Raw genomic sequence first — 24887 nt, 5'->3', positions numbered from 1 at the left:
CCGCAAGGTCCGAAACCGGCCGAATCAGCGTCGCTAAAACTGTGGCACAGTTTGCGGCAACCCACCTGTCTGGCCGTATAGCGAATTGAGGCTTGTTTTGCCAAGCAAAACGCCTGCCAGAGGCGATAACGTCTCTGTCAGCCCAATGCTGCGCCCGCTAAGGGAAAATCATTCTAAAATGAATGATTGCAGCGTTCGAATTCCATCGTTCGGCGAGCATTCTTACCTCTCCCGCGCTTGCGGGGGAGGTCGACGCGCGGAGCGCCGGGGGGGGAACAGGAACAGGTTTCGAGACGGACCAAGCAAGGGAGAAGGATAATGGCCGGCAAGATGACCAACTGCCTGTGGTTCGACCATGGCGAGGCGCGGAAGGCCGCGGAATTTTATGCAAGCGTCTTCCCTGATAGCCATGTAGGCGCGGCGATGGCGGCGCCCAGCGACTTCCCCGACGGCGCAGAAGGGGTCGAGCTGACAGTGGAGTTCACCGTGCTTGGGACGCCTTTCATGGGGCTCAACGGCGGCCCCGGCTTTAAGCCGAACGAGTCCGTTTCGTTCGTGGTCGAGACGCAGGACCAGGCCGAGACCGACCGGTACTGGGACGCCATTGTCGGCAACGGCGGCGCGGAGAGCGCGTGCGGCTGGTGCAAGGACCGTTGGGGCTACTCATGGCAGATCACACCCCGTCAGCTGACTGAGGGGATCGCCGATCCGGACAAGGCGGTCGCCAAGCGGGTGTTCGAGGCGATGATGGCGATGAGGAAGATCGACGTGGCCAGGATCGAGGCCGCGCGGCGGGGCGAGGGCTGATCGAGCATCCATAGGACGGAGGGCGAGCGAAGTCCCTCGTGGATTCCGGCAAGCGGACTTCGGGAACCTTCCGCTTCACCGACGCTTCGCGTGCCGAGGCGCCCAAGGGCGGTCCGCGAGAAAAAATTTGAGCGCGTGTCGTGAGGCCCGCCGGCCGTTCGTCCTCGGGATGCGAAGAACCCGGAGAGGGGCAATGCGAAAGAAGATCCCATGACCCATGTCACGCTGGACGGCGTCATGCCGTCGCCCGGAGCCTCCCTATGAGCCCCACCATTACCGCCTTCAATACGTCGCCCGATCGCGGCAGGGGACTGGCGCGTGATATGCGCGTTCGCTGGGCGTTTGAAGAAGTTGGCCAGACTTACGACGTTCGTCTTCTTTCGTTCGGTGAGATGAAAGAAGCCGCGCATCGAGCGCTTCATCCTTTCGGGCAGATTCCGACTTATGAAGAAGGCGATCTCGTGCTGTTCGAGTCGGGCGCCATCGTGCTCCATATTGCGGAGCGCCATGCGGGCCTGCTGCCGGACGATGCGAATGCCCGGGCGCGCGCGATCTCATGGATGTTCGCCGCACTCAGCACGATGGAGCCGCCGATCGTGGATCGCGCAGTCGCCACGCTCCTGGAGCGCGACAAGACCTGGCACGAGCAGCGACTTCCCGTTGTCGAGGATCGCATCCGCGCCCGACTGGGCGAACTTTCCAATCGCCTTGGCGACGCCGACTGGCTCGACGGTGAGTTCAGCGCCGGTGACCTGCTGATGGTGTCGGTGCTGCTCAGGTTGAGCGGATCGGGCATTTTGGATGAATATCCGAACCTCTCTGCCTATATCGCCCGCGCCGAAGCGCGGCCCGCCTACAAGCGTGCTTTCGCCGCTCAATTGGCGGTTTTCACCGCCGCATCGAGCGGCTGATAGAGGTCCGCTCTGGGTCGAAAGCCGATGCCGGCAGCCCCGCCAGCAAGCCGACCTTCAGATCGCCACCGCAGCAATTGTCGGTCCCGGTGGTCTCCCGCCGGTGTTTGCAGGGGCACCCCCACCCCGGCCCTCCCCCGCAAGCGGGACGCTACATCGAAGCCGGCACCCTCAAACCTGGTCGAGCCCGTAGAGCGTGTGCAGCGTGCGTACCGCCAGTTCGGTGTAGGCGGCGTCGATCAGCACCGAGAACTTGATTTCGGAGGTGGTGATGGCGCGGATGTTGATGTTGCGCTCGGACAGCGCCTTGAACGCCATCGCCGCGACGCCGGCATGGCTGCGCATGCCGCTGCCGATCACCGAGACCTTGGCGACGTCGGTGGCGCTGTCGAGCCGCGCGTAGCCGATCTTGCACTTGGCCGCGGTGATGGTGTCCTTGGCGCGGTTGTAGTCCGAGGCCGGCACCGTGAAGGTGAGGTCGGTGGTCTTGCCGTCCTCGGAGACGTTCTGCACGATCATGTCGACGTTGATATTGGCATCCGCCAGCGGCCCGAAGATCGCGGCGGCGACGCCCGGCTTGTCCTCGATCTGGCGGACGGAGATCTGGGCTTCGTCCTTGGAAAAGGCGATTCCGGTGACGACGTGGCTTTCCATGATTTCCTCCTCGCTGCAGATCAGCGTGCCCGGCGGCTGATTGGCGTGCGGGTCGATATCCTCGGGCTTGTCGAAGCTGGAACGGACGAACACCGGTATGTTGTGCACCATGCCGAGTTCCACCGAACGGACCTGCAGCACCTTGGCGCCCTGCGAGGCCAGTTCCAGCATGTCCTCGAACGCGATCTTGTCGAGCCTGCGCGCCTTTGGAACCACGCGCGGGTCGGTGGTGTAGACGCCGTCGACGTCGGTATAGATATCGCAGCGGTCGGCGTGGATCGCGGCCGCGATCGCCACCGCCGAGGTATCGGAGCCGCCGCGGCCGAGCGTGGTGATCCGGTTGGTCTGCGGGTTGATGCCCTGGAAGCCCGCCACCACGGCGACCTCCTTGCGATCCTTGAAGCGGCCGATGATCTCGGAGCCGTCGATCTCCAGAATCCGGGCCGAGGCGTGGGCGTCGCTGGTCCGAATCGGGATCTGCCAGCCCTGCCAGGAGCGCGCCTGGATGCCGAGCGCCTGCAGCGCGATCGCCAATAGCCCGGCGGTGACCTGTTCGCCCGAGGCCACCACGGCATCGTATTCGCGCGCGTCGTGCATGGGAGACGCCTCGCGGCACCAGTCCACCAGCTCGTTGGTCTTGCCGGCCATCGCGGAAACCACCACGGCGACGTCATGGCCGGCGTCGACCTCGCGCTTCACATGGCGGGCGACGTTGCGGATACGGTCGATATTGGCGACGGATGTGCCGCCGAATTTCATCACGAGGCGGCCCATGACGACTGGTGCATTCCCTGAGTGGTTGAGTATGGTGGCCGGCACGCAAAACCGGAGCGCGCCCGCCAAAAGGCGCGTATACATAGCGGCGCGGTTGCGGGCAAGCAACCGGGTTCCGGGGATCCCCGGATTGGCACGAATGCAGCGTTTTAGGGGTGATTGAGGCCAGCGTATGGGGCGTTATATCGACGAAATCCTGCAGCCCGGCGAGAAGGTGCTGTATTCGACCAACGCGCACTGGATGTTCTATTTGCCGGCGATGGCGGCTTGGGTCGCGGCCATCATCCTGTTCTTCCTGTCGCGTACGACCACCACCGAAGGCATCGTGCTGCTGTGCCTTTCGGCCTCGGCCGTGGTGGCGCTCGTGGCGCTGTACTGGACCGCCAAGGCCTGGTTCCACCGCTGGACCACCGAGACCGATGTCACCAATCTGCGGATTGTCCACAAGACCGGGTTCATCACCCGAAAGACATTCGAAATGAGTTTGGACAAGGTCGAGAGTGTCGATGTCGACCAGAGCATCCTCGGCCGCATCCTCAATTATGGCGACGTCACCGTTCATGGCGTCGGCGAGGGCGAGGAGACCATCTCCGCCATTGCTTCGCCGCTCAAATTCCGTAACAGCATCACCGCGCGATAGGAGCGACGCGCAGTCCATGGCCATGCAACAGAATCCTGCCAATCCTTCCGCAGCCCCGGCGCCTGGGTCCACCGTCGACCCCGCCGAGATCGCGAAATTCTCGAAACTGTCCAACGAATGGTGGGACCCCAACGGCAAGATGGCGCCGTTGCACAAGATCAATCCGCTGCGGCTGACCTATATCCGCGACGCCGCCTGCCGCAAGTTCGAGCGCAACGTCAAGAGCCTGAACTGCCTGTCGGGGCTGCGTATCCTCGATATCGGCTGCGGCGCCGGCCTGTTGTGCGAGCCGTTCACCCGGCTCGGCGCCCAGGTGATCGGCGTCGATCCGTCCGCCAGCAACATCGCGGCGGCGAAGCTGCATGCCGACAAGGGGCATCTGTCGATCGATTACCGCTGCACCACCGTCGAGGAGATGGACGCGCGGGAACGCTTCGACATCGTGCTGGCGATGGAAGTGGTCGAGCACGTCAGCGATGTCGGCATGTTCCTGAACCGCTGTGCGGCGATGCTCAAGCCCGGCGGCATGATGGTGCTCTCGACCCTGAACCGCAACTGGAAGAGCTTTGCGCTCGCCATCGTCGGCGCGGAATACGTCCTGCGCTGGCTGCCGCGCGGCACCCATCAATGGGACAAGTTCGTCACCCCCGACGAACTCGCACACCACCTTCACAACAACAAGCTCGCCATCACCGAACAGGCCGGCGTGGTCTACAGCCCGTTCGCCGACAAATGGAGCCTGTCGTCCGACATGGACGTCAACTACATGGTGGTGGCGGAGGGGTTGTGAATAATCTAACACGATTTTGATTCTTACCCTCCCCCTCCAGGGGAGGGTGAAGCAGGCCCTCCATGTTCTCCATCGCCACGCTCTGGATTCCCTTCACCGTCACGGCCGCGCTGGGGCAGGTCGCGCGCAACGCGATGCAGCGGTCGCTGACGGGGCCGCTCGGCACCTGGGGCGCCACCAATATCCGCTTCCTGTTCGGCTTTCCGTTCTCGATCGTGTTCTTCGCGGTGGTGATCGCAGTGACCGGCGACGCCGTGCCGTGGCCGCCGGCGGCGTTCTGGCCGTGGCTGTTGCTCGGCGCGCTCAGCCAGATCGTCGCTACCGGACTGATGCTGCTCGCGATGAACGACCGCTCCTTCGTGGTGACGACGGCGTATCTGAAGACCGAGGCGATCCAGACCGCGATCTTCGGATTTGTCTTTCTCGGCGATCATCTGACCGTGCTGAAGGTGATAGCGATCCTGATCGCCACCGTGGGCGTGGTCATCACCGCGCTGCGGCCGGGCGGCGAAAAGAGCTTTGCCGAAGTCAAGCCGACCATCACCGGCCTCGTGGCCGCAGCCGCCTTCGCGCTGTCGGCGATCGGGTTTCGCGGCGCCATCATCACGGTGCCCGATGTCTCGTTCGTGACCGCCGCGTCCTACACGCTGGTATCGGGGCTGTTCGTGCAGACCCTGGTGCTGACCATCTATCTGCTGGCGCGGGCGCCCGACGTGCTCAAAAAAATCTTCGGCCTGTGGAAGCCTTCGATGCTGGCGGGCTTCATGGGCGCGTTCGCCTCGCAGTTCTGGTTCCTGGCGCTTGCGCTGACGGTTGCCGCCAATGTGCGCACGCTGGCGCTGGTCGAGGTGCTGTTCGCGCAAGGCGTGTCGTATTATTCGTTCAAGCAGCCGCTGTCGGCGCGCGAGCTTTCCGGCATCGTGCTGATCGTGATCGGGGTCGCGCTATTGGTGGCGGTGTAATCACCCGTCGTTCCGGGGCGATGCGACAGCATCGAACCCGGAATCTCGAGATCCCGGGTTCGATGCTTCGCATCGCCCCGGGATGACGCTACGCGTCAGTTCCGGTCGTCGGGCAGCACCGGCAGCGGCGACACCTCGACGCCTTCCTCGATCAGGGAGCGGGCTTCCTCCGGCGAGGCCTCGCCGTAGATCGGGCGGTGTTCGATATCGCCGTAGTGCATCTTGCGCGCCTCGTTGGGAAAACGCTCGCCGACATTGTCGGCGTTCTTGACGATATGGTCGCGCAATTCCTTGAGCTTGGCGCGCAGCTCGCGCTCCTGCGCCATCAAAAGGGGAGTGGATCCCGGCGCGGTAACCTCGGCGGGCTGCGCCGGCGCCGGAACATCGTTGCTGCTTTGGCTTTCCCGGCCCTTCTTGCTGACGATCTGCGGGGCCATGATTGCCCGTTCGACCTTGGCCGAGCCGCAGGCCGGACAATTCACCAGCTTGCGTTTCTCCTGGCTCTCATAGGCCGACGAGCTCTGGAACCAGCTCTCGAACGCATGGCCCTTATCGCAGCGCAGGTTGTACCGGATCATGCGGATCCCCGTACCAAATGCAGATGTTCGGGTCCGGCCTTGGGATCGGCGATGCCGAAGCGCCGGCCATGCTGCAGCGACGGCACGGCCTTCCGCGCGGTCTCGACCCTGGCGGGGTCGATCTTCGCGAGGAACACGCCGGGCTCGACACCGCCTTCGGCGAGGATCTCGCCCCAGGGGTCGATGATCAGCGAGTGGCCGTAGGTTTCGCGCTTGTTCTCGTGCATTCCGGCCTGGGCTGCTGCGAATACGAAGCAGCCGGTCTCGATGGCGCGGGCGCGCAACAGCGTGTGCCAATGCGCCTCGCCGGTCTTCCTGGTGAAGGCGGACGGCACGGTGAGGAACGAGGCGCCGCTTTCGGCCAGCGCGCGATACAATGCCGGGAAGCGCAGGTCGTAACAGATCGTCAGCCCGATGCGGCCCCAGGGCAGGTCCGAGATCACGGCGGTCTCGCCCGGCTGATAATTGGCGGATTCGCGATAGCTCTCGCCGCCGGGCAGATCGATGTCGAACATGTGGATCTTGTCGTAGCTCGCCAGCACCGTGCCGTCCGGCCCGATCAGGAACGAGCGGTTGACGGCCTTTTCAGGCGAGAAGCGCAGCGCCAGCGAGCCGACATGGAGATGAATTTTCAGCTCCTGCGCGAGCGCGCGATAGGCCTTCAGCGACAGGTCGTCTTCCTCGGCGGCGAGATGCTCGAACAGCGCCTTACGGTTCAGTTGCATCATGTTGCTGACCTCGGGGGTCTGCACATAGTCCGCGCCCTCTGCTGCGGCCTCGCGAATCAGCTTGGTGGCCTGTTCGAGGCTTGGCCCCGGCAACAGCCCGGTGCGCATTTGCACCATGGCGGCAGTGAAGGTTTGATCGGCGCTCATCAATTGGCCTTTTCGCCCGCGAGCAACGAATCGAGCCTGCCCGCGCGGTCGAGGGCGTAAAGCTCGTCGCAACCGCCGACATGGGTATCGCCGATGAAAATCTGCGGAAACGTCGCGCCCATGCCGGCGCGATCCCACATTTGCTGGCGAAGCGCCGGATCGACGGCGACATCGTGCTCAGTGAACGCGGCTTTTTTGCGCGTCAGCAGCGATTTGGCGGCGGTGCAATAGCCGCAGCCCGGGCGGGTGAAGATTTCGATCGCAGCGGCCATGTCGTGCCTTGTTCTTGCAGGTATCTGATTAGAAGTGTCTGATTATATGGGAGCTTTGTGGCTGTCGACAACCCGGGCGAACACCAGCACATCGACCGATGCCGCTTTGGCGCGCAACAACGCCCGCGCGCAGGCATCGGCTGTCGCCCCGGTGGTCAGGACATCGTCGATCAGGATCACGCGGCGGCCCTGAATGTCGGTGCTGCGGTCGGCGGCGACCTTGAAGGCGCCCTGGACGTTGCTGGCGCGCTGCGACCGGGACAGGCCGATCTGCTGCTGGGTCGGCCGAACCCGCCGGAGCGCCTCGGCAACCACCTTGACGCCGGTTTGCCGTTCGATGACCCGCGCCAGTGCGCCGGACTGGTTGTAGCGGCGGCTCCAGCCCCGCCGCCAATGCAGCGGCACCGGAATCAGCACATCGGCCTCGCCGAGCAGTTCGTGGCCGGCCCGCGCCATCCAGCGGCCCATGGCGGGGGCGAGATCGGTGCGGTCCTGGTATTTCAACGCATGCACCAGCGTGCGCGCGACGTCGTCATAGCGCACCGCGGCGCGGGCGCGCGCATAGGCCGGCGGATTGGCGATCGCCTCCATCGACAGGAGATCCGGTCCGGGATCGTAGACGAAGGGAATCCCGAGCCGCGGGCAAAAAGGCGGCGCGATGAACGACAATTTGGCCCAGCACTGTGCGCAGACGCCTTCGCCGTCGACCGGTTCGCGGCAGGCGACGCAGAGCGTCGGCAGGGCGATATCGAGCGCGAGCCGCGAGGTCAGCGCCAGGGCGCCGCGGCACGCGTTCAGCGCCCCGCGCAGATGGGTGGAGATCGACCGCGATCGGGGTGCCTCAGCCTCCATGGCCGGGAAGGCTAGCGCCGCCGAGCGCGGCGCTCAAGCGTGCCGGCAAGTATGCTGGATTGCCAGACGTGGGGGGACCGGCGTACCAACCCCTGCATGACCTCGAACCCGGCCGCCGCACCCATCCTGTTCGATCGCGCCTTGCTGCACGCCCGGCGCAGGCGGGCGCTGCGTGACGCGCCCGCGACGTTTCTGCTCGACCGCGTCGCCGAGGATGCGGCGGAGCGGCTGCATGCGGTGCTGCGGGAATTCAAGACGGCGGCCGACATCGGTACCGAGGGTGATCAGCTCCGCAACGCTTTGGCCGGGCGCGTGGACCAGCTCACGCGCGTCGCGCTGCCGGACCTTGAAACCGAGCCGCTGCCGCTGTCGCCGGAATCGCTCGACCTTGCCGTATCCGGGCTCGCGCTTCAATTCGTCAACGACCTGCCGGGCGTGCTGGCGCAGATCCGCCGCGCATTGAAGCCCGACGGGCTGTTGCTGGCGGCGATGATCGGCGGCGATACGCTGACCGAGCTGCGGCAGTCTTTCGCCGCGGCGGAAGCCGAATGCGAAGGCGGGGTGTCGCCGCGCGTGGCGCCGTTCGCCGATTTGCGCGACATTGGCAGCCTGCTGCAGCGTGCGGGTTTTGCCTTGCCGGTGACCGACGTCGACCGCGTCGTGGTGCGCTACGACAGCGCGTTCGCGCTGATGGCAGATCTGCGGCGCATGGGTGCGACCAACATCCTGGTCGAGCGGCGGCGGACGCCGACCCGTCGCGCCACGCTGTTGCGGATGGCGCAGATCTACGGCGAACGCTTCGCCGATGCCGACGGCCGCATCCGCGCCACCTTCGATATCGTCTGGCTGTCGGGCTGGGCGCCGCATGCGAGCCAGCAGCAACCGCTGAAGCCGGGATCGGCGAAAGCCAGTCTGGCGGAGGCGGTGAAGAAGGTGACGCGGGAGTGATCGCAGTTCGTCATTGCGAGGAGCAAAGCGACGAAGCAATCCATCCTATCCCCGAGCGGCCACATGGATTGCTTCGCTGCGCTCGCAATGACGGGAGGATGGCGCGCTGCGCAGCGTCCAGGGAACGTCGTCCCCTCACATCAACAGATCGATCAGATGCGGGATCAGCGGAATGTCTGCCGGCGGCATCGGGTAGTCGCGCAGTTTGTTGGCGCGAACCCAGGCGAGTTTCTGGCCCTCGCGCGCGATCACGTCGCCTTCCCAGCGCCGGCAGATGTAGAGCGGCATCAACAGATGGAAGCTGTCATAGGCGTGGCTGGCGAAGGAGAGCGGCGCGAGGCAGGCTTCCTTCACGGTGATGCCGATTTCCTCGTGCAGTTCGCGGATCAACGTCTCTTCCGGACGCTCGCCGGGCTCGAGCTTGCCGCCGGGAAACTCCCACAGGCCCGCAAGCGCCTTGCCTTCCGGACGCTGGGCGATCAGCACGCGCTTGTCGGTATCCACCAGCGCGCAGGCGACCACGAGGGTTAGCTTGATGTCAGCCATGCGCCGCGGACGCCTTCGGTATTCCAACCAGCCATTCGGAAGCATTTTATTAACCACCAAACGGCGTACCGCCAACCTGTTTGTTCGGCGCCTCATTTCGCGGTCGCAATAAGCCAATACTTAATCCGCCGCCGCTAGGATTTTAAGAGAATTTGAGACAGTCAGGACATCTCCCATGCGCGCGCTTCTTGGTGAAATCGGCCGCTTTCGCCGCGACAAATCCGGCAATATCGCGGTGATCTTTACGCTCGCGCTGATGCCGATCCTGTCGGCCGTCGGTTGCGCGGTCGACTACTCCAGGGCCACGCAACTTCGCGCCAAATTGCAGGCCGCGGTCGACGCCGCCAGCGTCGGATCGATCGCAAAACAATCGCCGGCCTTCATTGCCGCCGGCACCATGACGTCGGACGGACCGATCGCGGCAGGCGTGACCGATGCGAACAACATCTTCAACGGCAATATGTCGGGGGTGACCGGTTACACGCTCAACAGCATGACGCCGGTCGTGACCAAGACCGGCAGCGTGGTCACCTCGACGGTGCAGTTCTCCGCCAATGTGCCGACCATGTTTCTCGGCGTCATGGGCAAGAGCACGATGACGGTCACCGGCAGTTCGACCGCTACCGCCAAGATGCCGCTCTATATCGATTTCTATCTGTTGCTCGATAATTCGCCGTCGATGGGCGTGGGGGCCACCCCGACCGATGTGGCGACGATGGTCAACAATACGTCGGACAAGTGTGCCTTCGCGTGTCGTGATCTCAACGACAACAAGAACTATTACAAGCTCGCAAAGAAGCTCGGCGTCACCACCCGGATCGACGTGCTGCGCACGGCGACCCAGCAGTTGATGGACACTGCGGCGGCGACGCAGACCTATAAGAGCCAGTTCCGGATGGCGATCTATGATTTCGGCGCCTCGGCCAGTACGGCCGGATTGAGAGCCCTGTTTAATCTGTCGTCGAGTTTGTCGAGCGCCAAAGCGGCTGCCGGCAACATCGACCTGATGACCGTCAAGGGCCAGAACGAGAACAACGATCAGGATACCAATTTCACCAGCATTTTTCCCCAGGTCAACAGCGCGGTCAGCGCGCCGGGAACCGGCACGTCCTCCGCGCCGCTGAAATACCTGTTCTTCGTCTCCGACGGCGTCGCCGACGAATACAACACGAGCTGTCTCAAGCCGACCACCGGCGGGCGCTGCCAATCGCCGCTCAATCCGGCGCTCTGCACCACCATCAAGAACCGCGGCATCAAGATCGCGGTGCTGTACACCACCTATCTCGCGCTGCCGACCAACTCTTGGTACAATAAATGGATTGCGCCGTTCAATGTCGGGCCCTACGGCCCCTCGCCGAACAGCGAGATCGCGAACAACATGGCGAGTTGCGCCTCGCCCGGCCTGTTCTTCGAGGTCAGCCCGACCCAGGGTATCGCGGAGGCGATGAACGCGCTGTTCCAAAAGGCCGTCGCCGAGGCGCGCATCAGCAGCTGACGGATTCCGTCATTCCGGGATGGTGCGCTAGCACCAGACCCGGAATCTCGAGATTCTCGGGTGCGCAAGGTGCGCACCCTAGTTCGATGCTTGCGCATCGCCCCGGAATGACGACGTGAGAATTACGACCGGTAATCGCCGTTGATCGCGACATATTCCTTGGTGAGGTCGCAGGTCAGAACGCGGTCGCGGCCCTTGCCGAGGCCGAGCGCGATCCTGATCTGGATCTTCGGATTCTTCATCGCCGCCGAGACCTCCGCCTCGTCATAGGACGGATCGCGGGCGCCGCTTCTGGCGACGCGGATGCCGTTGAACGAGATCGAGAGCTTGTCGCGATTGGCCGGTTCGCCGGCCTTGCCGACCGCCATCACCACGCGGCCCCAGTTGGCGTCCTCGCCGGCGATCGCGGTCTTCACCAGCGGCGAATTCGCTACCGACATTGCGATTTTCCGCGCCGAGGCCTTCGTGGTCGCCCCTTCGACGACGATCTCGACCAGCTTGCGTGCGCCTTCGCCGTCGCGGGCCACCTGTTCGGCGAGATCGGCAAGCACGCCGCGGAAAGCCCTGGTGAAGGCTTTCAGGCGCGGGTCGCTGGCTCGGCTGATTTTGGGCGCACCGCTGGCCGACGCAGCGCCGGTGGCGAACGCCAGCAGCGTGTCCGATGTCGAGGTGTCGCCGTCGATGGTGACGGCATTGAAAGTGTCTTCGACGCCGCTCTTCAGCAGCGATTGCAGCGCGCTCGCTGAAAGCGGCGCGTCGGTGAACACGAACGCCAGCATGGTCGCCATGTCGGGCGCGATCATGCCGGCGCCTTTGGCCATGCCGTTGATGGTGACCTTGGCCTTCCCGAGCTTCACCGTCGCGGTCGCGACCTTCGGGAAGGTGTCGGTGGTCATGATCGCTCTGGCCGCACCCATCCATTCGCCCGGCACGGCTTGCCCGGCCAGCGTGCCGAGCACGCCGTCGAATTTCGTGGCATCCAGCGGTTCGCCGATCACGCCGGTCGAGGCGAGAAACACTTCATTGGGGCTGCATGCCACCGCCTTGGCGGCAATCGAGGCCGTCAGCGTGGTGGCCTGCCGTCCGGTCTTGCCGGTGAAGGCATTGGCATTGCCGGAATTCACCACCAGCGCGCGGGCCCCGCCTCGCCCCAGTTTCGCCCGGCACCATTCCACCGGCGCCGACGGGCATTTCGATTGGGTGAAGACGCCGGCCACCGTGGTGCCCTTGTCCATCACGGCCAGCAGCACGTCGGTGCGGCCCTTGTAGCGGATTCCCGCGGCTGCGGTCGCGAGCTTCACGCCCGCGATCACGGGCATGTCGGGGACGCTGGTCGGGGCGAGGGGGGAAACAGCAGTGGACATGGGGCGCCTTGTCTCGACAAAGAATGAGAGCCGTCATGGCCGGATTTATTCCGGCCATCCACGTCTTTCGGGCCTGTCGATGAAGTCTTAAGACGTGGATGCCCGGGACATCTCGCGCGAAGACGCGCTTCGCGCTTTGGCCCGGGCATGACGTCAAACTACTGAAGTCCGATTGCGAAGTCGATTTACTTCTTCGCCGGGGGCGCCATCTTGGAGTCGGCGGGCTTGGCCGCGTCCGGCTTGGCCTCGGTCTTCGCCGCCGCGTCGGCGGGCTTGTCCATGCGCTCGATCTTGGCGGCTTCGCGCAGCTTCGCCACGTATTCCGCCTGCGCCTTGCGCGTCACATAGGTCTCGATCTGGGGCTTGACCTGCTCGAACGCCGGGGCCTGGCGGTTGCGCTTTTCCTCGACCTTGATGATGTGCCAGCCGAACTGCGACTTGACGGGATCGGAGATCTTGCCGGGCTCCAGCGTGAAGGCGACCGCGGAGAATTCCGGCACCATCTGATCCTTGGTGAAGAAGCCGAGATCGCCGCCGTCCGACGCGCCGGGATCCTTGGATTTCTTCTTGGCGAGCTCGGCGAAGTCGGCACCCTTCTTCAGCTCCGCGGCGATCGCCTTGGCATCGTCCTCGCTCTCGACCAGAATATGCCGGGCGCGAACTTCCTGCTCGGCGGTAATCTGTTTGGCGGCGTCCTCATAGACCTTCTTCATGGCCTCGTCGGTGGTCGCGGCCTTGCCTTCGGTCGCCAGCAGGGCGTCCATCAGGAGCCGGTTGCGGGTAAACGCCAGCCGCTTCTTGAAATCCTCGTTGTTTTCGACCTTCTTGTCCTCGGCGGCCTTGGCGACGATCTTCATGTCGATCAGGAAGGCCAGCACGTTGTCCTTCTTGGTCGCGGGGTCCATCTGCGCGAGGCTGGGTCCCAGTTCCTCCTCGGCGAGAGCAACGTCGCTCTGGCGGATCTCGACGCCGTTGACCTTGGCGAGCACCGGGTTGGCGTCCTGCGCCCGTACCGGGAAACCGGCGAGCAGCACCACGGCGAGACAGCCGGTCATGGCGGCCGAGGCAAAGCCGAGGCGCAGGCCGGTTTTGGTTTCCGGGAACGGGAAGGTCATGCAAAATCCTTATCAAGATGGGGGCCTTGGGCGGCGGGACACTCGCCCAATCATGGGGCCTTGGCAACGCGAAAAGTCTGTCAAAATGATGAATTCCTTGACATATGGGCCACGTTGACAAGGCCCTGGCCCAGCCATATCTCTGCCCAATCGTGTCAATGGCGATAGCGCTTATTTTGCTGCGTTTTTGGCCGTTGAACCTTGGCTTGCTTAATTCCCACTCATTGGGCGGATGATCCCCGGATCGGGGACTTTGCCGCAGCGCGTCACGGTGAGTTGATAGGCAACCTGGTGGACCCACGTTACGGCTGCAACGCAGAACGGCAAGAACAGGAATTTGGCATGATCGGCGCGCTCGCCCGCAAGTTTTTCGGCTCCGCCAACGACCGGCGGGTTAAGGGATATCAGTCCCGCGTCAACGCCATCAACGCGCTGGAGCCCGAAGTAGCGGCGCTGTCCGACGAGGCGCTGAAGGCCCGCACCGCCGAATTCCGCGACCAGCTCGCAGGCGGCAAGACGCTCGACGACATCCTGGTTCCGGCATTCGCTACCGTGCGTGAGGCCGCCAAGCGCACGCTCGGCCAGCGGCATTTCGACGTCCAGCTGATCGGCGGCATGGTGCTGCACGAAGGCGACATCGCCGAGATGAAGACCGGCGAAGGCAAGACGCTGGTGGCGACGCTGGCGGTCTATCTCAACGCGCTGGCCGGCAAGGGCGTCCACGTCGTCACCGTCAATGACTACCTCGCCCGCCGCGACTCCGAATGGATGGGGCAGATCTACAACTTCCTCGGGCTCACCGTCGGCGTGATCGTCCACGGCCTCGATGACGGCGAACGCAAGAATTCCTACGCCTGCGACATCACCTACGGCACCAACAACGAATACGGTTTCGATTACCTGCGCGACAACATGAAGTACCGTCTGGAGGACATGGTCCAGCGCGGTCACTCCTACGCCATCGTCGACGAAGTCGATTCGATCCTGATCGACGAGGCGCGCACGCCGCTGATTATTTCCGGCCCGCTCGACGACCGCTCGGAATTCTACAATACCATCGACACTTTCTTGCCGAAGCTCGACAAGGCCACCGACTTCGAGGTCGACGAGAAGCAGCGCACCGTGACCTTGACCGAAGCCGGCATGGAGAAGATCGAGGTCCTGCTGCGCGACGCCGGCCAGCTCAAGGGCGAGTCGCTCTACGACGTCGAAAACGTCTCGGTCGTGCACCACATCAACCAGGCGCTGCGCGCGCATTCGCTGTTCACGCGCGACAAGGACTATATCGTCCGCGACGATGAGGTCATCATCATCGACGAGTTCACCGGCCGCATGATGCAGGGCCGGCGCTATTCCGAAGGCCTGCATCAGGCGCTGGAAGCCAAGGAGCACGTTCAGGTCCAGCCGGAAAACCAGACGCTGGCCTCGATCACGTTCCAGAACTACTTCCGGATGTATGAAAAGCTCTCGGGCATGACCGGCACGGCGCTGACCGAGGCCGACGAACTGTTCGATATCTACAAGCTCGAAGTCGTGGAAATCCCGACCAACGTCCAGGTGGCGCGTCTCGACGAGGACGACGAGGTCTATCGCACCCAGACCGAGAAATACGCCGCGATCCTGGCCGAGGTGGAGCGCGCCAACGCGAGGCTGCAGCCGGTGCTGGTCGGCACCGCCTCGATCGAAAAATCCGAGGTGCTGGCCGACTATCTGAAGAGCCACGGCTACAAGCAGATCGATTTCGGCAACGAAAACGCGATGGAGAAGCTCTACGCCGCGGCGCAGGCGGGCAAGCCGGCGAAGCTGTTCGCGGTCTTGAATGCGCGCTTCCACGAGCAGGAAGCCTATATCGTCGCCGAGGCCGGCGTCCCCGGCGCGATCACGATCGCGACCAACATGGCCGGCCGCGGCACCGACATCAAGCTCGGCGGTTCGCTCGAGATGCGGATCATGCACGAGACCGCAGGGATTACCGATGAGGCCGAGAAGGCCAGGAAGATCGAGCAGATCAAGGCCGACGTCGAACGCTTCCGCGACATCGTGCTGAAGTCCGAAGACGTGGTCGAGGTCGAGCCCGCGAAAGGCTCCAAGCCGGCCAAGACCGTCACCAAGCCGGGCGGGCTCTACATCATCGGCTCCGAGCGCCACGAATCGCGGCGCATCGACAACCAGCTGCGCGGCCGCTCCGGCCGCCAGGGCGACCCCGGACGCTCGAAGTTCTTCCTGTCGCTGGAAGACGATCTGATGCGGATCTTCGGGTCCGACCGGCTCGACAGCATGCTGACGCGGCTCGGCCTGAAAGAGGGCGAGGCCATCATCCATCCCTGGATCAACAAGGCGCTGGAGAAGGCGCAGCAGAAGGTCGAGGCCCGTAACTTCGACATCCGCAAGAACCTCTTGAAGTTCGACAACGTCCAGAACGATCAGCGCAAGGTGATCTTCGACCAGCGCATCGACCTGATGAAGGACGACAGCGTCGCCGAGACGGTGGCCGACATGCGCCGCGCCTTCGTCGAGGACGTCGTCACCAAGCACGTGCCCGAGCATGCCTATGCCGAGCAGTGGCACGTTGCCGAGCTGAAGGAAGAACTGAAGCGCGTGCTCGACATCGATCTTCCGGTCGACGAATGGGCCAAGGAAGAGGGTATCGCCGACGAGGAATTACTGTCGCGTATCGAGCAGCGTGTCGACGAGCACATGGCGGCCAAGGTGGCGCAATGGGGTCCCGACGTGATGCGTTACGTCGAGAAGACCATCCTGTTGCAGACGCTGGATCATCTCTGGCGCGAGCATCTGGTGATGCTCGACCATCTGCGCCAGGTGATCGGCCTGCGCGGCTACGGCCAGCGCGATCCGTTGCAGGAGTACAAGTCGGAAGCGTTCAGCCTGTTCGAGGCGATGATCGCTCACTTGCGCGAGGCGGTGACGGCGCAACTGATGCGCGTCGAGATCGTGCCGCCGGAAGAGCAGCAGCCGGCGCTGCCGCCGATGGAAGCGCACCATGTCAATCCGAATACCGGCGAGGACGAAATGGCGTTCGCCAACGCCTCGCTGGTGCCGGCGGCCACCGCCGACCGCGATCCCAAAAACCCGGCGACCTGGGGCAAGATCGGCCGCAACGAGGATTGTCCCTGCGGAAGCGGCAAGAAGTACAAGCATTGCCACGGCAAGTATGCGTGAGCGGAATTAGCTCGTCCGTCGTCCCGGCCTTGAGCCGGGACCCAACCACCGATGTCAATGTTGCAGTAGGCTGGGGAAACGATCTGAACCACCGCCGATATCGGTGGTTATGGGTTCCGGCGTTCGCCGGAACGACGAGGCTTACTTCACCGCCGAGAAGCGGCTGTCGAACGAATTCGCCGGCACGATCGGCTGCGAGCCGGCGACCTGGGCGTCCTTTGCGGCGGGCGCCGGCGCGGCAGCGACTGCATCCGAGAGCGAGGGTTTCAGCGGCGGCTTGGCGGCGGCCTGCTTGGTATCGGCCGGCTTCGCCGCGGGGGCGGTCTTCGGCGCCGAGGCCTCGTGCCGCTTGGCCTCGATGACCTTTGGCTTGGCCGGAACCGGCTGCGCCGTCGCGGTGGTGTCACCGCCCAAGCCGACCTTGCGGGCCAGGCTGGAGAAGAACCCCTCGGATTTGTCGTTCGGCGCCGCGGACGCTACCCGGGTCGTGGCGGCCGGCGCAGCTGCTGGAGCCGGCGCCAGCGAGGCCGTTAGCGGCTCTTGTGGCGCGGTAACCGGCCCGCGCGGCGGATTGACGTGGGCGGGAATGGTGCCGGGCGCGCGGGAAAGGGCTGCCAGCGACAGGCCCTGGCCATCACCGCCTTCCGACAGGCCGGTCGAGCCATCGGGCAGCTTGGCGGCGAATACCCGGTGCATGCCGCCGTCGATGCCGGGGTTGGCCCGGGCGACCGGTGTTCCCCGCGAAATCAGCTTGGCGATCTCGACCTGATCCTGCTGCTGCTTTTCGCGGACCGCGTCGGCGACTTCTTCCGGAATGGCATAGGCCGGGCATTTGGCCGACGCCTCGAATACCGGATCGCGCTTGGCATCCGGCGCCTTGGTGGCGTCGAACACGTACTTCTTCTCGCAGAACTCGACCTTCGGCTCCTGCCGCGTCACCTCGAAATGATCATAGCCTTGCTTGATCATCTTCCAGAACGGCATGTTCGGGTTGTTGCGATGTTTCGCCATGTTGATCGGCGTCATCTTGAACGGATAGGCCTGCAGCTGGAATGCGCGCTGGCCGCCGAAGAAGGATTCCCGCCCCAGCGAATAGATTTCCGCGATCTGCTCGTCGGTCATGGCGTAGCAGCCGCGCGACGAGCAGTCGCCATGCACCATCAGCTGCGAGCCGGTGCGGCCCAGCGCCTTGTCGAAGGCGTTGGGGTAGCCGGTATTGAACGACAGATAGAAGGACGATTGCGGGTTCATCTGCGCCGGCGTGATCGAATAGAAGCCTTCCGGCGCCTGGCGGTCGCCTTCGCGGACCTTGGGTCCGAGATCGCCCGACCAGCGGCAGATCGGATAGGTTTTCAGGAGCGCAAAGCGGCCGGAACGATCCTGCTTCCAGACCTCGAGCTCGGCTTCCTGCTTGAATATCCGGACCAGCATCGGCGACTGCAGGTCCATGTCCTTCGCAGTCATGTCGGCGACCAGTTTGGGCGGGACCGGCTGATTGGCCTTGGCGTTATTCGCCAGCGAGATTTGGTCGCCGTTGCAGCCGGCCAGCAGCACGCCGGCCGCGAGCGCGGCTGATGTGATGAGCGCGCGAACCAGCGAGCGGTAAATCAATGCAAAGCTCCACACCCAACAGGCAATTTTCGCACCCCAATCATAGCGTCCATGCCCTGAAGCCATTAAGTAAAATTCTACCCTTTGGCCCCCCTGGTCGCAAGCCGATGGCGGCCCAACCGAGGGTCCCCCGTCAGGCATGGTCAACAGAGGTTAAATATCGGTGTCTGGGCCTAATTGGGGCCAAAATGGCTGAATTTTGAAAAAGCCGGGGCGTTGACGAATGCGCCGCCGCATTGGCAGGCATTTTGCCTGCAAAATGAAGCTTTCAAACCAGTTTTCGGCCGATATCGAGGAATTTCTGGCGCCGCTGCTTGCGGATCATGTCGGGGTCGAGATTGCGCAGGTCGTTCAGGGCTTGCTCGATGGCATCGCCGGTGGTCGCGATCATGGCCTGGGAGTCGCGATGCGCGCCGCCGGCAGGCTCCTTCAGGATCTGGTCGATCACGCCGAAGCGCAGCATGTCCTGCGCCGTGATCTTCATGCTGGTGGCGGCTTCCTGCGCCTTGGTGCCGTCGCGCCACAGGATCGAGGACGCGGCCTCCGGCGAGATCACGCTGTAGATCGCGTGTTCGAACATCAGCACCCGGCTCGCCGTCGTGATGGCGATGGCGCCGCCCGACATGCCTTCGCCGGTGATGATCGCCACATTGGGCACCCCCAACGACAGGCAGGCGTCGGTGGAGCGCGCAATCGCCTCGGCCTGACCGCGTTCCTCGGCGCCGATACCGGGATAGGCGCCGGCGGAATCGACGATCGACAGCACGGGAATGCCGAATCGATCCGCCATCTCCATCAGCCGGACGGCCTTGCGATAGCCCTCGGGCCGCGCCATGCCGAAATTATGCTTGATGCGGGATTCGGTGGTGGCGCCCTTTTCCTGGCCGATCACGCAGATGCTTTCGCCGCGGAAGCGGCCGAACCCGCCCATCAGCGCCTCGTCCTCGCCGAACTTGCGGTCGCCGGCGAGCGGGGTGAATTCGGTAATCAGCGCACTGACGAAATCGGTGAAATGCGGCCGCTGCGGATGCCGCGCCACCAAGGTCTTCTGCCACGGCGTCAGGTTGGCGTAGAGGTCGCTCAGCGCCTCGGCGGCCTTGTCCTCGATTCGCGCAATCTCATCGCCGATGTCGCTGCCGGTCGCCGCCAATGCGCGCAGTTCATCGACCTTGGCTTCGAGTTCGGCGACGGGCTTTTCGAAATCGAGGTACGAGCGCATGTGATCCGGCATCAAATCAATATAGGGGCGAACGCGCCAGAGAGCGAAGCGGTTCCGGTTCGCGCGAATAACGCGTGCATATTCAATTGTTTAGCGTGCAACCCGAGATGGGATCAGGCCTGTTCTGCCGATTGCGCGCCGAGGTGTCGCGGGCTTGAAAGCGCTGTTTCGGGGGAGAAGGCGACGAAGTCAAGGCGGCAAAGTGCGACCTCACTTCTCCGCCAGCGGATGCAGATCGCGCACCAGGCTCTTCAGCCGTTCCTCGACCACATGGGTGTAGATCTGCGTGGTCGAGATGTCGGTATGGCCGAGCAGCGTCTGCACGATGCGCAGGTCGGCGCCGTTGTGCAGCAGATGACTCGCGAAGGCGTGACGCAGCACATGCGGGCTGACCAGCCGCGGCGCCAGCCCGGCCGACGCCGCAAGCTCCTTCAGGTCGCGGGCGAAATGCTGCCGCGTCAGATGTCCGCTCTCGCCGAACGAGGGAAACAGCCATTTCGAGGCGGCCGCGTTTTTCTTTTTCTCGCCCTTCAGCGCTTCCATCGCCCTGAGGTAATCGGCCATCGCCTGCCGCGAGGCCTCGTTCAGCGGGACCAGCCGTTCCTTGTCGCCCTTGCCGCGTACCACGATCATGCGGGCGTCGCGGCGCGACGCCGACAGCGGCAGTGACACCAGTTCCGATACCCGCAAGCCGGTGGCGTAGAGCACCTCCAGCAGGCAATACAGTCGCATTGCGCGAAGCCGCTGCAGCGCAGAGGCTTCCGGGGCCTCCGTCAGCGATTTGGCCTGCACCAGCAGACGGTCGACGTCGGATATCGACAGCACCTTCGGCAGGCCGCGGCCGCGCTTCGGGCCGGCCAGAATGGCAGCGGGATCGTCGCTGCGAACCCGCTCGTTGAGCAGGAAGCGGAACAGATGCCGCAGTGCCGACAGCCGCCGAGCCACGCTCGACGACTTGAAGCCGCGGGCGTCAAGGTCGGCAAGATAGTCCCGCAGCATTTGGGTTTCGACCGACGCAAACCCCTTTCCGCTGCCGACCAGGAATCCCGAGAAATCCGTCAGATCGCGGCGATAAGCGTCGAGCGTGTTGTCGCCGGCGCCCTGTTCCGCGGCCAGCATATCGAGGAACAGGCTGATGAGTTTGGCATCGGAGGTCTTGCTGGAACGCATCCGCCAACTCTATAGCGATTTCGAGCGAAGTGAGCACCGGTTGGCATAAAGAAAACGCGGCAAGATAAAAGACTGGTGCCCGGTTCCGATTCAATCAGAATCGAAAAGGCCTTGGCGCCTATTTCTTGAGGAACCTGTCCGCGGGGATGGTAACGGTCATTTCCCGTGGCTTCGGGTTGACGAAATTCGCCAGCGCGAAGAGCGCGCCATAGACAATCCCGCCGATGATGGCGACGACCGTCAGGAAGCGGAACAGGCTGGGCATCAGCAAGCCTCAGGCGGCGAATTAACCATTGAAATCATCGGGGGCCAGACTACCAACATGTTCGCCCCTTCGTTGCAAGTCTCTCTGGCAACGGTATCGGCGGGGGTAGTATAGGTGGCGCGGAAGCGCCGCCTTATCCTGCGGCGAAAGAGCCATTCGATGCCCGAGACAGCCACACCTTCCGGCGCCGGCACCTCCCAGGAGGCCGATATCATGTCGGCGCTGGGAACGCGGTCGATCGTGCTGGTTGGCATGATGGGAGCCGGCAAATCCACCATCGGGCGGCGGCTGTCGGCGCGGCTTCATCTGCCGTTCCTCGACGCCGATACCGAGATCGAGGCGGCGGCCGGGATGTCGATACCGGACATTTTCGAAACCCACGGCGAGCCGCATTTCCGGGACGGCGAGGCGCGGGTGATCGCGCGGCTGCTCGACAGCGGTCCGGCCGTGATCGCCACCGGCGGCGGCGCATTCATGCGCGAGGAGACCCGCAACCGGATCCGCGACAAGGCCGTTTCGATCTGGCTCAAGGCCGATGCCGACATCATCATGAAGCGGGTGAAGCGCCGCGCCGACCGCCCGCTGCTGCAAACCGCGGATCCGGCGGCGACCGTCGGACGACTGATCGAGGAGCGCGAGCCGGTCTATCGGCATGCCGATCTGACGATCTGGTCGCGCGACGTGCCGCACGAAAAAATCGTCGACGAGTGTCTCGATGCCCTGCACGTCAGGCTGTGCGGCGACGGCACCCGGCAAGCACCGAACGCCTTGAGCGCCACACCATGACCGCGCCTTTGAAACATTCCGATTCCGTCACCGTCGACGTCGCGCTCGGCGAGCGCACCTATGACATCGTCATCGGACGCGACGTGCTGCAATCGCTGGGTGCCCGCGTCGCCGCGCTGCGGCCCGGTGCGCGTACCGCCATCGTCACCGACCGCAATGTCGCAAAACATTGGCTCGACAGGACTGCGGCGTCGCTGGCGCAGGCCGGCATTGCCACTTCGCACGTCATTGTCGAGGAAGGCGAAGGTTCGAAGACCTATGCCGGTCTCGAGAAGGTGAGCGAAGCGCTGATCGCGGCGAAGATCGAGCGCAACGATCTCGTGGTCGCGCTCGGCGGCGGTGTGGTCGGCGATCTCGCAGGCTTCGCAGCCGCGATCCTGCGCCGCGGCGTCGATTTCGTGCAGGTGCCGACCTCGCTTCTGGCGCAGGTCGATTCGTCCGTCGGCGGCAAGACCGGGATCAATTCGCCGCAGGGAAAAAATCTGCTCGGCGCGTTTCACCAGCCGGTGCTGGTGGTCGCCGACACCGCGGTGCTCGACACATTGTCGCCGCGCCAGTTCCGCGCCGGCTATGCCGAAGTCGCCAAATACGGCGTGCTCGGCGACGAAGCGTTCTTTTCCTGGCTCGAGGCCAACCACGCCGATATTTTCTCGGGCGGCGCAGCGCGCGAGCACGCGATCGCCACTTCCTGCCGTGCCAAGGCCGCCATCGTGGCGCGCGACGAACGTGAAACCGGCGAGCGGGCGCTGCTCAATCTCGGTCATACTTTCGGCCATGCGCTGGAAGCCGCCACCGGCTTTTCCGACCGGCTGTTCCATGGCGAGGGCGTCGCCGTCGGCATGGTGCTGGCGGCGGAATTTTCCGCGCAGCTCGGGATGATCCCGGAAACCGCGTCGGCGCGGGTCGAGCGCCACCTTGCCGAGGTCGGCCTGCCGACCCGTCTGCAGGACATTGCCGGATTTGCCCAGGAGGGGCTCGCCGACGCCGACGCGCTGATGGCGCTGATGGCGCAGGACAAGAAGGTCAAGCGCGGCCGGCTCACCTTCATCCTGCTCGAGGCGGTCGGTCGCGCCGTGATTGCCAACGACGTCGAGCCTGCGCTGGTTCGCGAATTTCTGAAGGCGAAGCTGTCGCGCAAGACCTGAATCAAGACCTAAATCAAGATCCGGAGCATGATCCGCAAAATGGAAATCGCCTTTTCCGGAAGATCATGCTCCACCATGGATGAACTGACCATCACGTCACGTACCGGCTCGCCAGAGGCGTTCCGCGCAGCGCGAAGCTCCAGCATGGTAATTGGCATCTGGCCCGGGATTCAGCGCGACCGAACCCAGAGTCCGGCTATCGTGGGACAGCAATGACCGAGACGATCTTCAATCTGCTGATTGCCGTATTCCTCCTCGCGGCCAACGCATTCTACGTTGCCGCGGAGTTCGCGCTGGTCAAGAGCAGGGGCTTTCGCATCAACGCGATGGCGGAGCAGAATCGCTTCGGCGCGCGCCTGCTGCAGCAGATGCTCGGGAACATCGAAGCCTATCTCGCCTGTTGCCAGCTCGGCATCACCATGGCCTCGCTCGGCCTCGGCTGGGTGGGCGAACCGACGGTTTCGGCGCTGCTGGAGCCGGTTCTGACCCGGGCCGGGATGTCCGACTCGGCCCTTCATTTCACGTCGTTCATGGTCGGCTTCCTCGTGTTCTCCTCCCTGCACATTGTCATCGGCGAACAAGTGCCGAAGACCCTGGCAATTCGGGAACCGGTGCCGGTCTCGCAATGGATCGCATATCCTCTCTATGTCTCCTTCCTGCTGTTTTACCCGTTGAACTGGATGCTCAATTCAGTGTCCCGCTCCATCCTTCGGCTGCTGGGCGTCAGGGAGGACTCGCGGCAGGAAATCCTGACCGATGTCGAGATCAGGGGGCTGGTGGAGATGTCGGCCGAGCATGGTGAGATGGAAGAGGGCGAGGCGGAGTATATCCAGAACGTTTTCCGCTTTGGCGAGTTGCAGGTTTCCGACGTGATGGTTCATCGCACCGAGATGGTGATGCTCAACGCCGATCTTCCGGCCGATGAACTGGTGCGCGAGGTGCTGGCCACGGAATACACGAGGATACCGCTGTGGCGCGACAAGCCGGAAAACATCATCGGCGTGCTGCACGCCAAGGATCTGCTGCGGGCGATTCGCTCCGCCGACGGCGATACATCCAAGATCGATGTCGCGGCCATCGCGCTGCCGCCGTGGTTCGTGCCGGAGATGCGCCCGGTTTCCGATCAGCTCAAGGCCTTTCGCCGCCGCAAGACCCACTTCGCGCTGGTGGTCGACGAGTACGGCGAAGTCGAAGGCATGGTGACGCTGGAGGACATCCTTGAAGAGATCGTCGGCGACATTTCCGATGAGCATGACGTGGTGGTGACCGGCGTCCGCGCCCAGCCCGACGGCTCGGTGGTGGTAGACGGCTCGGTGCCGATCCGCGATCTCAACCGCGCCATGAACTGGCACCTGCCTGATGAAGAGGCGACCACGATCGCGGGTCTCGTCATCCACGAGGCGCGCTCGATCCCGGAACGCGGCCAGAGCTTCACGTTCCACGGGTTCCGTTTCCGCGTGCTGCGCCGTGAGCGCAACCGCATCACGGCACTTCGGATCGTGCCGGTGCCGCGCGAGGCCGAAGTCGAGGAGAAGAAGCCGAAACGGGCGGGGACGTCGTTTTAGCCGTCAGCCGGCTTCCCCCGGCGCCTCTGCCCTGATCGCCAGCGCGTGTACGGAGCCCGCGAGTTCCACGGCCAGCGCCGCATTAATCATGCGGTGGCGTTCGATCCGGCTCTTCCCTTCGAAGGCCGGAGACACAATATAGACCCTGAAATGCGTCTCGCCGCCCGGCCCGTGGCCGGCGTGGCCCTCATGCAGATGTGATTCGTCCGCGACGTCGAGGCTTTCCGGCGCGAAAGCTTCACGCAACTTCTTTGTGATAGCGTCTTTGGTGCTCATGGCGGCGGCAATACGCACCTAACCCGCCGGTCGTCAATGGCGGATCGAGAGCGAGGGTTTCGCAATGTCAAGACTTGAAGCTTTTTG

The 24887-nt window shown here is 63.9% G+C and carries 25 protein-coding genes; 11 read left to right on the top strand and 14 right to left on the bottom strand.

Annotated elements, in window-relative coordinates:
• The first annotated feature begins 318 nt into the window (after window positions 1-318).
• Together KMZ29_RS25820 and KMZ29_RS25815 are read left to right on the top strand one after the other, a co-directional pair.
• Complete coding sequence (locus KMZ29_RS25820) at window positions 319-807, top strand: VOC family protein (RefSeq protein ID WP_369810053.1); 489 nt, start codon at window positions 319-321, stop codon at window positions 805-807.
• 260 nt (window positions 808-1067) lie between these two features.
• Window positions 1068-1718 (top strand): glutathione S-transferase family protein, encoded by a 651-nt coding sequence (locus KMZ29_RS25815; protein ID WP_215621807.1) that lies wholly within the window; start codon window positions 1068-1070, stop codon window positions 1716-1718.
• A gap of 171 nt (window positions 1719-1889) precedes the next feature.
• On the opposite strand, the gene KMZ29_RS25810 is transcribed toward KMZ29_RS25815, so the two are convergent.
• Window positions 1890-3146, bottom strand: a complete 1257-nt coding sequence (locus KMZ29_RS25810; RefSeq protein ID WP_215621806.1) for an aspartate kinase — start codon at window positions 3144-3146, stop codon at window positions 1890-1892.
• Window positions 3147-3318: 172 nt separating this feature from the next.
• On the opposite strand from KMZ29_RS25810, the gene KMZ29_RS25805 reads away from it, so the two are divergent.
• From KMZ29_RS25805 to KMZ29_RS25795, 3 genes are all read left to right on the top strand, one after another.
• The gene (locus KMZ29_RS25805) at window positions 3319-3786 is read left to right on the top strand and encodes a PH domain-containing protein (protein ID WP_215621805.1); all 468 of its coding nucleotides are present in this window, start codon (window positions 3319-3321) and stop codon (window positions 3784-3786) included.
• A gap of 16 nt (window positions 3787-3802) precedes the next feature.
• Complete coding sequence (ubiG, locus tag KMZ29_RS25800; protein ID WP_215621804.1) at window positions 3803-4576, top strand: bifunctional 2-polyprenyl-6-hydroxyphenol methylase/3-demethylubiquinol 3-O-methyltransferase UbiG; 774 nt, start codon at window positions 3803-3805, stop codon at window positions 4574-4576.
• Window positions 4577-4638: 62 nt separating this feature from the next.
• Entirely contained in the window at window positions 4639-5538 is a 900-nt protein-coding gene (locus KMZ29_RS25795) for an EamA family transporter (protein WP_215621803.1), read from the top strand.
• Between the two features lie 95 nt (window positions 5539-5633).
• Here the strand turns inward: KMZ29_RS25795 and KMZ29_RS25790 are convergent, their stop codons facing one another.
• From KMZ29_RS25790 to KMZ29_RS25775, 4 genes are read right to left on the bottom strand one after another with little or no spacing between them, the layout of a single operon-like run.
• On the bottom strand, window positions 5634-6116 hold the full coding sequence (locus tag KMZ29_RS25790) for a DUF1178 family protein (protein ID WP_215621802.1): 483 nt from the start codon (window positions 6114-6116) through the stop codon (window positions 5634-5636).
• Window positions 6113-6991 carry a carbon-nitrogen hydrolase family protein gene (locus tag KMZ29_RS25785; protein ID WP_215621801.1) on the bottom strand — a complete coding sequence of 293 codons (879 nt, stop codon included), beginning with the start codon at window positions 6989-6991 and terminating at the stop codon, window positions 6113-6115. The genes KMZ29_RS25790 and KMZ29_RS25785 overlap by 4 nt, the downstream gene beginning before the upstream one ends.
• Window positions 6991-7263, bottom strand: a complete 273-nt coding sequence (gene grxC, locus KMZ29_RS25780) for a glutaredoxin 3 (protein ID WP_215621800.1) — start codon at window positions 7261-7263, stop codon at window positions 6991-6993. The genes KMZ29_RS25785 and grxC overlap by 1 nt, the downstream gene beginning before the upstream one ends.
• Before the next feature lie 42 nt (window positions 7264-7305).
• Entirely contained in the window at window positions 7306-8115 is an 810-nt protein-coding gene (locus tag KMZ29_RS25775; protein ID WP_215621799.1) for a ComF family protein, read from the bottom strand.
• Window positions 8116-8211: 96 nt separating this feature from the next.
• Between KMZ29_RS25775 and KMZ29_RS25770 the strand changes: the two genes are divergently transcribed.
• Complete coding sequence (locus KMZ29_RS25770) at window positions 8212-9063, top strand: methyltransferase domain-containing protein (protein ID WP_215621798.1); 852 nt, start codon at window positions 8212-8214, stop codon at window positions 9061-9063.
• Between the two features lie 135 nt (window positions 9064-9198).
• Here KMZ29_RS25770 and mutT read toward each other — a convergent pair whose 3' ends face one another.
• Window positions 9199-9609, bottom strand: a complete 411-nt coding sequence (gene mutT / locus KMZ29_RS25765; protein WP_215621797.1) for an 8-oxo-dGTP diphosphatase MutT — start codon at window positions 9607-9609, stop codon at window positions 9199-9201.
• Between the two features lie 175 nt (window positions 9610-9784).
• On the opposite strand from mutT, the gene KMZ29_RS25760 reads away from it, so the two are divergent.
• Window positions 9785-11104 carry a TadE/TadG family type IV pilus assembly protein gene (locus KMZ29_RS25760; protein WP_215621796.1) on the top strand — a complete coding sequence of 440 codons (1320 nt, stop codon included), beginning with the start codon at window positions 9785-9787 and terminating at the stop codon, window positions 11102-11104.
• A 122-nt stretch (window positions 11105-11226) separates the two neighbouring features.
• Here the strand turns inward: KMZ29_RS25760 and argJ are convergent, their stop codons facing one another.
• Both argJ and KMZ29_RS25750 read right to left on the bottom strand, forming a co-directional pair.
• On the bottom strand, window positions 11227-12468 hold the full coding sequence (argJ, locus tag KMZ29_RS25755; RefSeq protein ID WP_215621795.1) for a bifunctional glutamate N-acetyltransferase/amino-acid acetyltransferase ArgJ: 1242 nt from the start codon (window positions 12466-12468) through the stop codon (window positions 11227-11229).
• A 185-nt stretch (window positions 12469-12653) separates the two neighbouring features.
• Window positions 12654-13583, bottom strand: a complete 930-nt coding sequence (locus KMZ29_RS25750; RefSeq protein ID WP_215621794.1) for a peptidylprolyl isomerase — start codon at window positions 13581-13583, stop codon at window positions 12654-12656.
• 342 nt (window positions 13584-13925) lie between these two features.
• On the opposite strand from KMZ29_RS25750, the gene secA reads away from it, so the two are divergent.
• On the top strand, window positions 13926-16763 hold the full coding sequence (secA, locus tag KMZ29_RS25745) for a preprotein translocase subunit SecA (protein ID WP_215621793.1): 2838 nt from the start codon (window positions 13926-13928) through the stop codon (window positions 16761-16763).
• 141 nt (window positions 16764-16904) lie between these two features.
• Here secA and KMZ29_RS25740 read toward each other — a convergent pair whose 3' ends face one another.
• The 4 genes from KMZ29_RS25740 to KMZ29_RS25725 all read right to left on the bottom strand — a co-directional run bounded on the left by KMZ29_RS25740 (window position 16905) and on the right by KMZ29_RS25725 (window position 21028).
• Complete coding sequence (locus tag KMZ29_RS25740) at window positions 16905-18374, bottom strand: L,D-transpeptidase family protein (protein WP_215621792.1); 1470 nt, start codon at window positions 18372-18374, stop codon at window positions 16905-16907.
• 268 nt (window positions 18375-18642) lie between these two features.
• The gene (locus tag KMZ29_RS25735) at window positions 18643-19605 is read right to left on the bottom strand and encodes an acetyl-CoA carboxylase carboxyltransferase subunit alpha (protein WP_215621791.1); all 963 of its coding nucleotides are present in this window, start codon (window positions 19603-19605) and stop codon (window positions 18643-18645) included.
• A gap of 198 nt (window positions 19606-19803) precedes the next feature.
• Window positions 19804-20763 carry a site-specific tyrosine recombinase XerD gene (xerD, locus tag KMZ29_RS25730; RefSeq protein ID WP_215621790.1) on the bottom strand — a complete coding sequence of 320 codons (960 nt, stop codon included), beginning with the start codon at window positions 20761-20763 and terminating at the stop codon, window positions 19804-19806.
• Window positions 20764-20881: 118 nt separating this feature from the next.
• A complete protein-coding gene (locus KMZ29_RS25725) occupies window positions 20882-21028 on the bottom strand; it encodes a histidine kinase (RefSeq protein WP_215603997.1) in 147 nt (48 codons plus the stop codon).
• Window positions 21029-21187: 159 nt separating this feature from the next.
• On the opposite strand from KMZ29_RS25725, the gene KMZ29_RS25720 reads away from it, so the two are divergent.
• Together KMZ29_RS25720 and aroB are read left to right on the top strand one after the other, a co-directional pair.
• On the top strand, window positions 21188-21814 hold the full coding sequence (locus tag KMZ29_RS25720; RefSeq protein ID WP_215621789.1) for a shikimate kinase: 627 nt from the start codon (window positions 21188-21190) through the stop codon (window positions 21812-21814).
• Entirely contained in the window at window positions 21811-22959 is a 1149-nt protein-coding gene (gene aroB / locus KMZ29_RS25715; protein ID WP_215621788.1) for a 3-dehydroquinate synthase, read from the top strand. Before KMZ29_RS25720 ends, aroB begins: the two co-directional genes overlap by 4 nt.
• Before the next feature lie 8 nt (window positions 22960-22967).
• Here aroB and KMZ29_RS25710 read toward each other — a convergent pair whose 3' ends face one another.
• Window positions 22968-23105 carry a hypothetical protein gene (locus KMZ29_RS25710; protein ID WP_215621787.1) on the bottom strand — a complete coding sequence of 46 codons (138 nt, stop codon included), beginning with the start codon at window positions 23103-23105 and terminating at the stop codon, window positions 22968-22970.
• 66 nt (window positions 23106-23171) lie between these two features.
• Here KMZ29_RS25710 and KMZ29_RS25705 point away from each other — a divergent pair, with 66 nt between their 5' ends.
• Window positions 23172-24524, top strand: a complete 1353-nt coding sequence (locus KMZ29_RS25705) for a hemolysin family protein (protein WP_215621786.1) — start codon at window positions 23172-23174, stop codon at window positions 24522-24524.
• Window positions 24525-24527: 3 nt separating this feature from the next.
• Here KMZ29_RS25705 and KMZ29_RS25700 read toward each other — a convergent pair whose 3' ends face one another.
• The gene (locus KMZ29_RS25700) at window positions 24528-24800 is read right to left on the bottom strand and encodes a BolA family protein (protein ID WP_215624416.1); all 273 of its coding nucleotides are present in this window, start codon (window positions 24798-24800) and stop codon (window positions 24528-24530) included.
• Window positions 24801-24887 lie beyond the last annotated feature (87 nt).

The sequence above is a fragment of the Bradyrhizobium sediminis genome (assembly GCF_018736085.1).
GTDB lineage: Bacteria > Pseudomonadota > Alphaproteobacteria > Rhizobiales > Xanthobacteraceae > Bradyrhizobium > Bradyrhizobium sediminis.
Note: the sequence above shows the minus strand (reverse complement) of the source record. Positions and strands in the feature narration are given on the sequence as shown.

Excerpts from the sequence above, each read along its gene's own strand:
- KMZ29_RS25820 (WP_369810053.1), top strand. The coding sequence starts at position 319 with ATGGCCGGCAAGATGACCAACTGCCTGTGGTTCGACCATGGCGAGGCG.
- KMZ29_RS25815 (WP_215621807.1), top strand. The coding sequence starts at position 1,068 with ATGAGCCCCACCATTACCGCCTTCAATACGTCGCCCGATCGCGGCAGG.
- KMZ29_RS25810 (WP_215621806.1), bottom strand. The coding sequence starts at position 3,146 with ATGGGCCGCCTCGTGATGAAATTCGGCGGCACATCCGTCGCCAATATC.
- KMZ29_RS25805 (WP_215621805.1), top strand. The coding sequence starts at position 3,319 with ATGGGGCGTTATATCGACGAAATCCTGCAGCCCGGCGAGAAGGTGCTG.
- ubiG (WP_215621804.1), top strand. The coding sequence starts at position 3,803 with ATGGCCATGCAACAGAATCCTGCCAATCCTTCCGCAGCCCCGGCGCCT.
- KMZ29_RS25795 (WP_215621803.1), top strand. The coding sequence starts at position 4,639 with ATGTTCTCCATCGCCACGCTCTGGATTCCCTTCACCGTCACGGCCGCG.
- KMZ29_RS25790 (WP_215621802.1), bottom strand. The coding sequence starts at position 6,116 with ATGATCCGGTACAACCTGCGCTGCGATAAGGGCCATGCGTTCGAGAGC.
- KMZ29_RS25785 (WP_215621801.1), bottom strand. The coding sequence starts at position 6,991 with ATGAGCGCCGATCAAACCTTCACTGCCGCCATGGTGCAAATGCGCACC.
- grxC (WP_215621800.1), bottom strand. The coding sequence starts at position 7,263 with ATGGCCGCTGCGATCGAAATCTTCACCCGCCCGGGCTGCGGCTATTGC.
- KMZ29_RS25775 (WP_215621799.1), bottom strand. The coding sequence starts at position 8,115 with ATGGAGGCTGAGGCACCCCGATCGCGGTCGATCTCCACCCATCTGCGC.
- KMZ29_RS25770 (WP_215621798.1), top strand. The coding sequence starts at position 8,212 with ATGACCTCGAACCCGGCCGCCGCACCCATCCTGTTCGATCGCGCCTTG.
- mutT (WP_215621797.1), bottom strand. The coding sequence starts at position 9,609 with ATGGCTGACATCAAGCTAACCCTCGTGGTCGCCTGCGCGCTGGTGGAT.
- KMZ29_RS25760 (WP_215621796.1), top strand. The coding sequence starts at position 9,785 with ATGCGCGCGCTTCTTGGTGAAATCGGCCGCTTTCGCCGCGACAAATCC.
- argJ (WP_215621795.1), bottom strand. The coding sequence starts at position 12,468 with ATGTCCACTGCTGTTTCCCCCCTCGCCCCGACCAGCGTCCCCGACATG.
- KMZ29_RS25750 (WP_215621794.1), bottom strand. The coding sequence starts at position 13,583 with ATGACCTTCCCGTTCCCGGAAACCAAAACCGGCCTGCGCCTCGGCTTT.
- secA (WP_215621793.1), top strand. The coding sequence starts at position 13,926 with ATGATCGGCGCGCTCGCCCGCAAGTTTTTCGGCTCCGCCAACGACCGG.
- KMZ29_RS25735 (WP_215621791.1), bottom strand. The coding sequence starts at position 19,605 with ATGCCGGATCACATGCGCTCGTACCTCGATTTCGAAAAGCCCGTCGCC.
- xerD (WP_215621790.1), bottom strand. The coding sequence starts at position 20,763 with ATGCGTTCCAGCAAGACCTCCGATGCCAAACTCATCAGCCTGTTCCTC.
- KMZ29_RS25725 (WP_215603997.1), bottom strand. The coding sequence starts at position 21,028 with ATGCCCAGCCTGTTCCGCTTCCTGACGGTCGTCGCCATCATCGGCGGG.
- KMZ29_RS25720 (WP_215621789.1), top strand. The coding sequence starts at position 21,188 with ATGCCCGAGACAGCCACACCTTCCGGCGCCGGCACCTCCCAGGAGGCC.
- aroB (WP_215621788.1), top strand. The coding sequence starts at position 21,811 with ATGACCGCGCCTTTGAAACATTCCGATTCCGTCACCGTCGACGTCGCG.
- KMZ29_RS25710 (WP_215621787.1), bottom strand. The coding sequence starts at position 23,105 with ATGCTGGAGCTTCGCGCTGCGCGGAACGCCTCTGGCGAGCCGGTACGT.
- KMZ29_RS25705 (WP_215621786.1), top strand. The coding sequence starts at position 23,172 with ATGACCGAGACGATCTTCAATCTGCTGATTGCCGTATTCCTCCTCGCG.
- KMZ29_RS25700 (WP_215624416.1), bottom strand. The coding sequence starts at position 24,800 with ATGAGCACCAAAGACGCTATCACAAAGAAGTTGCGTGAAGCTTTCGCG.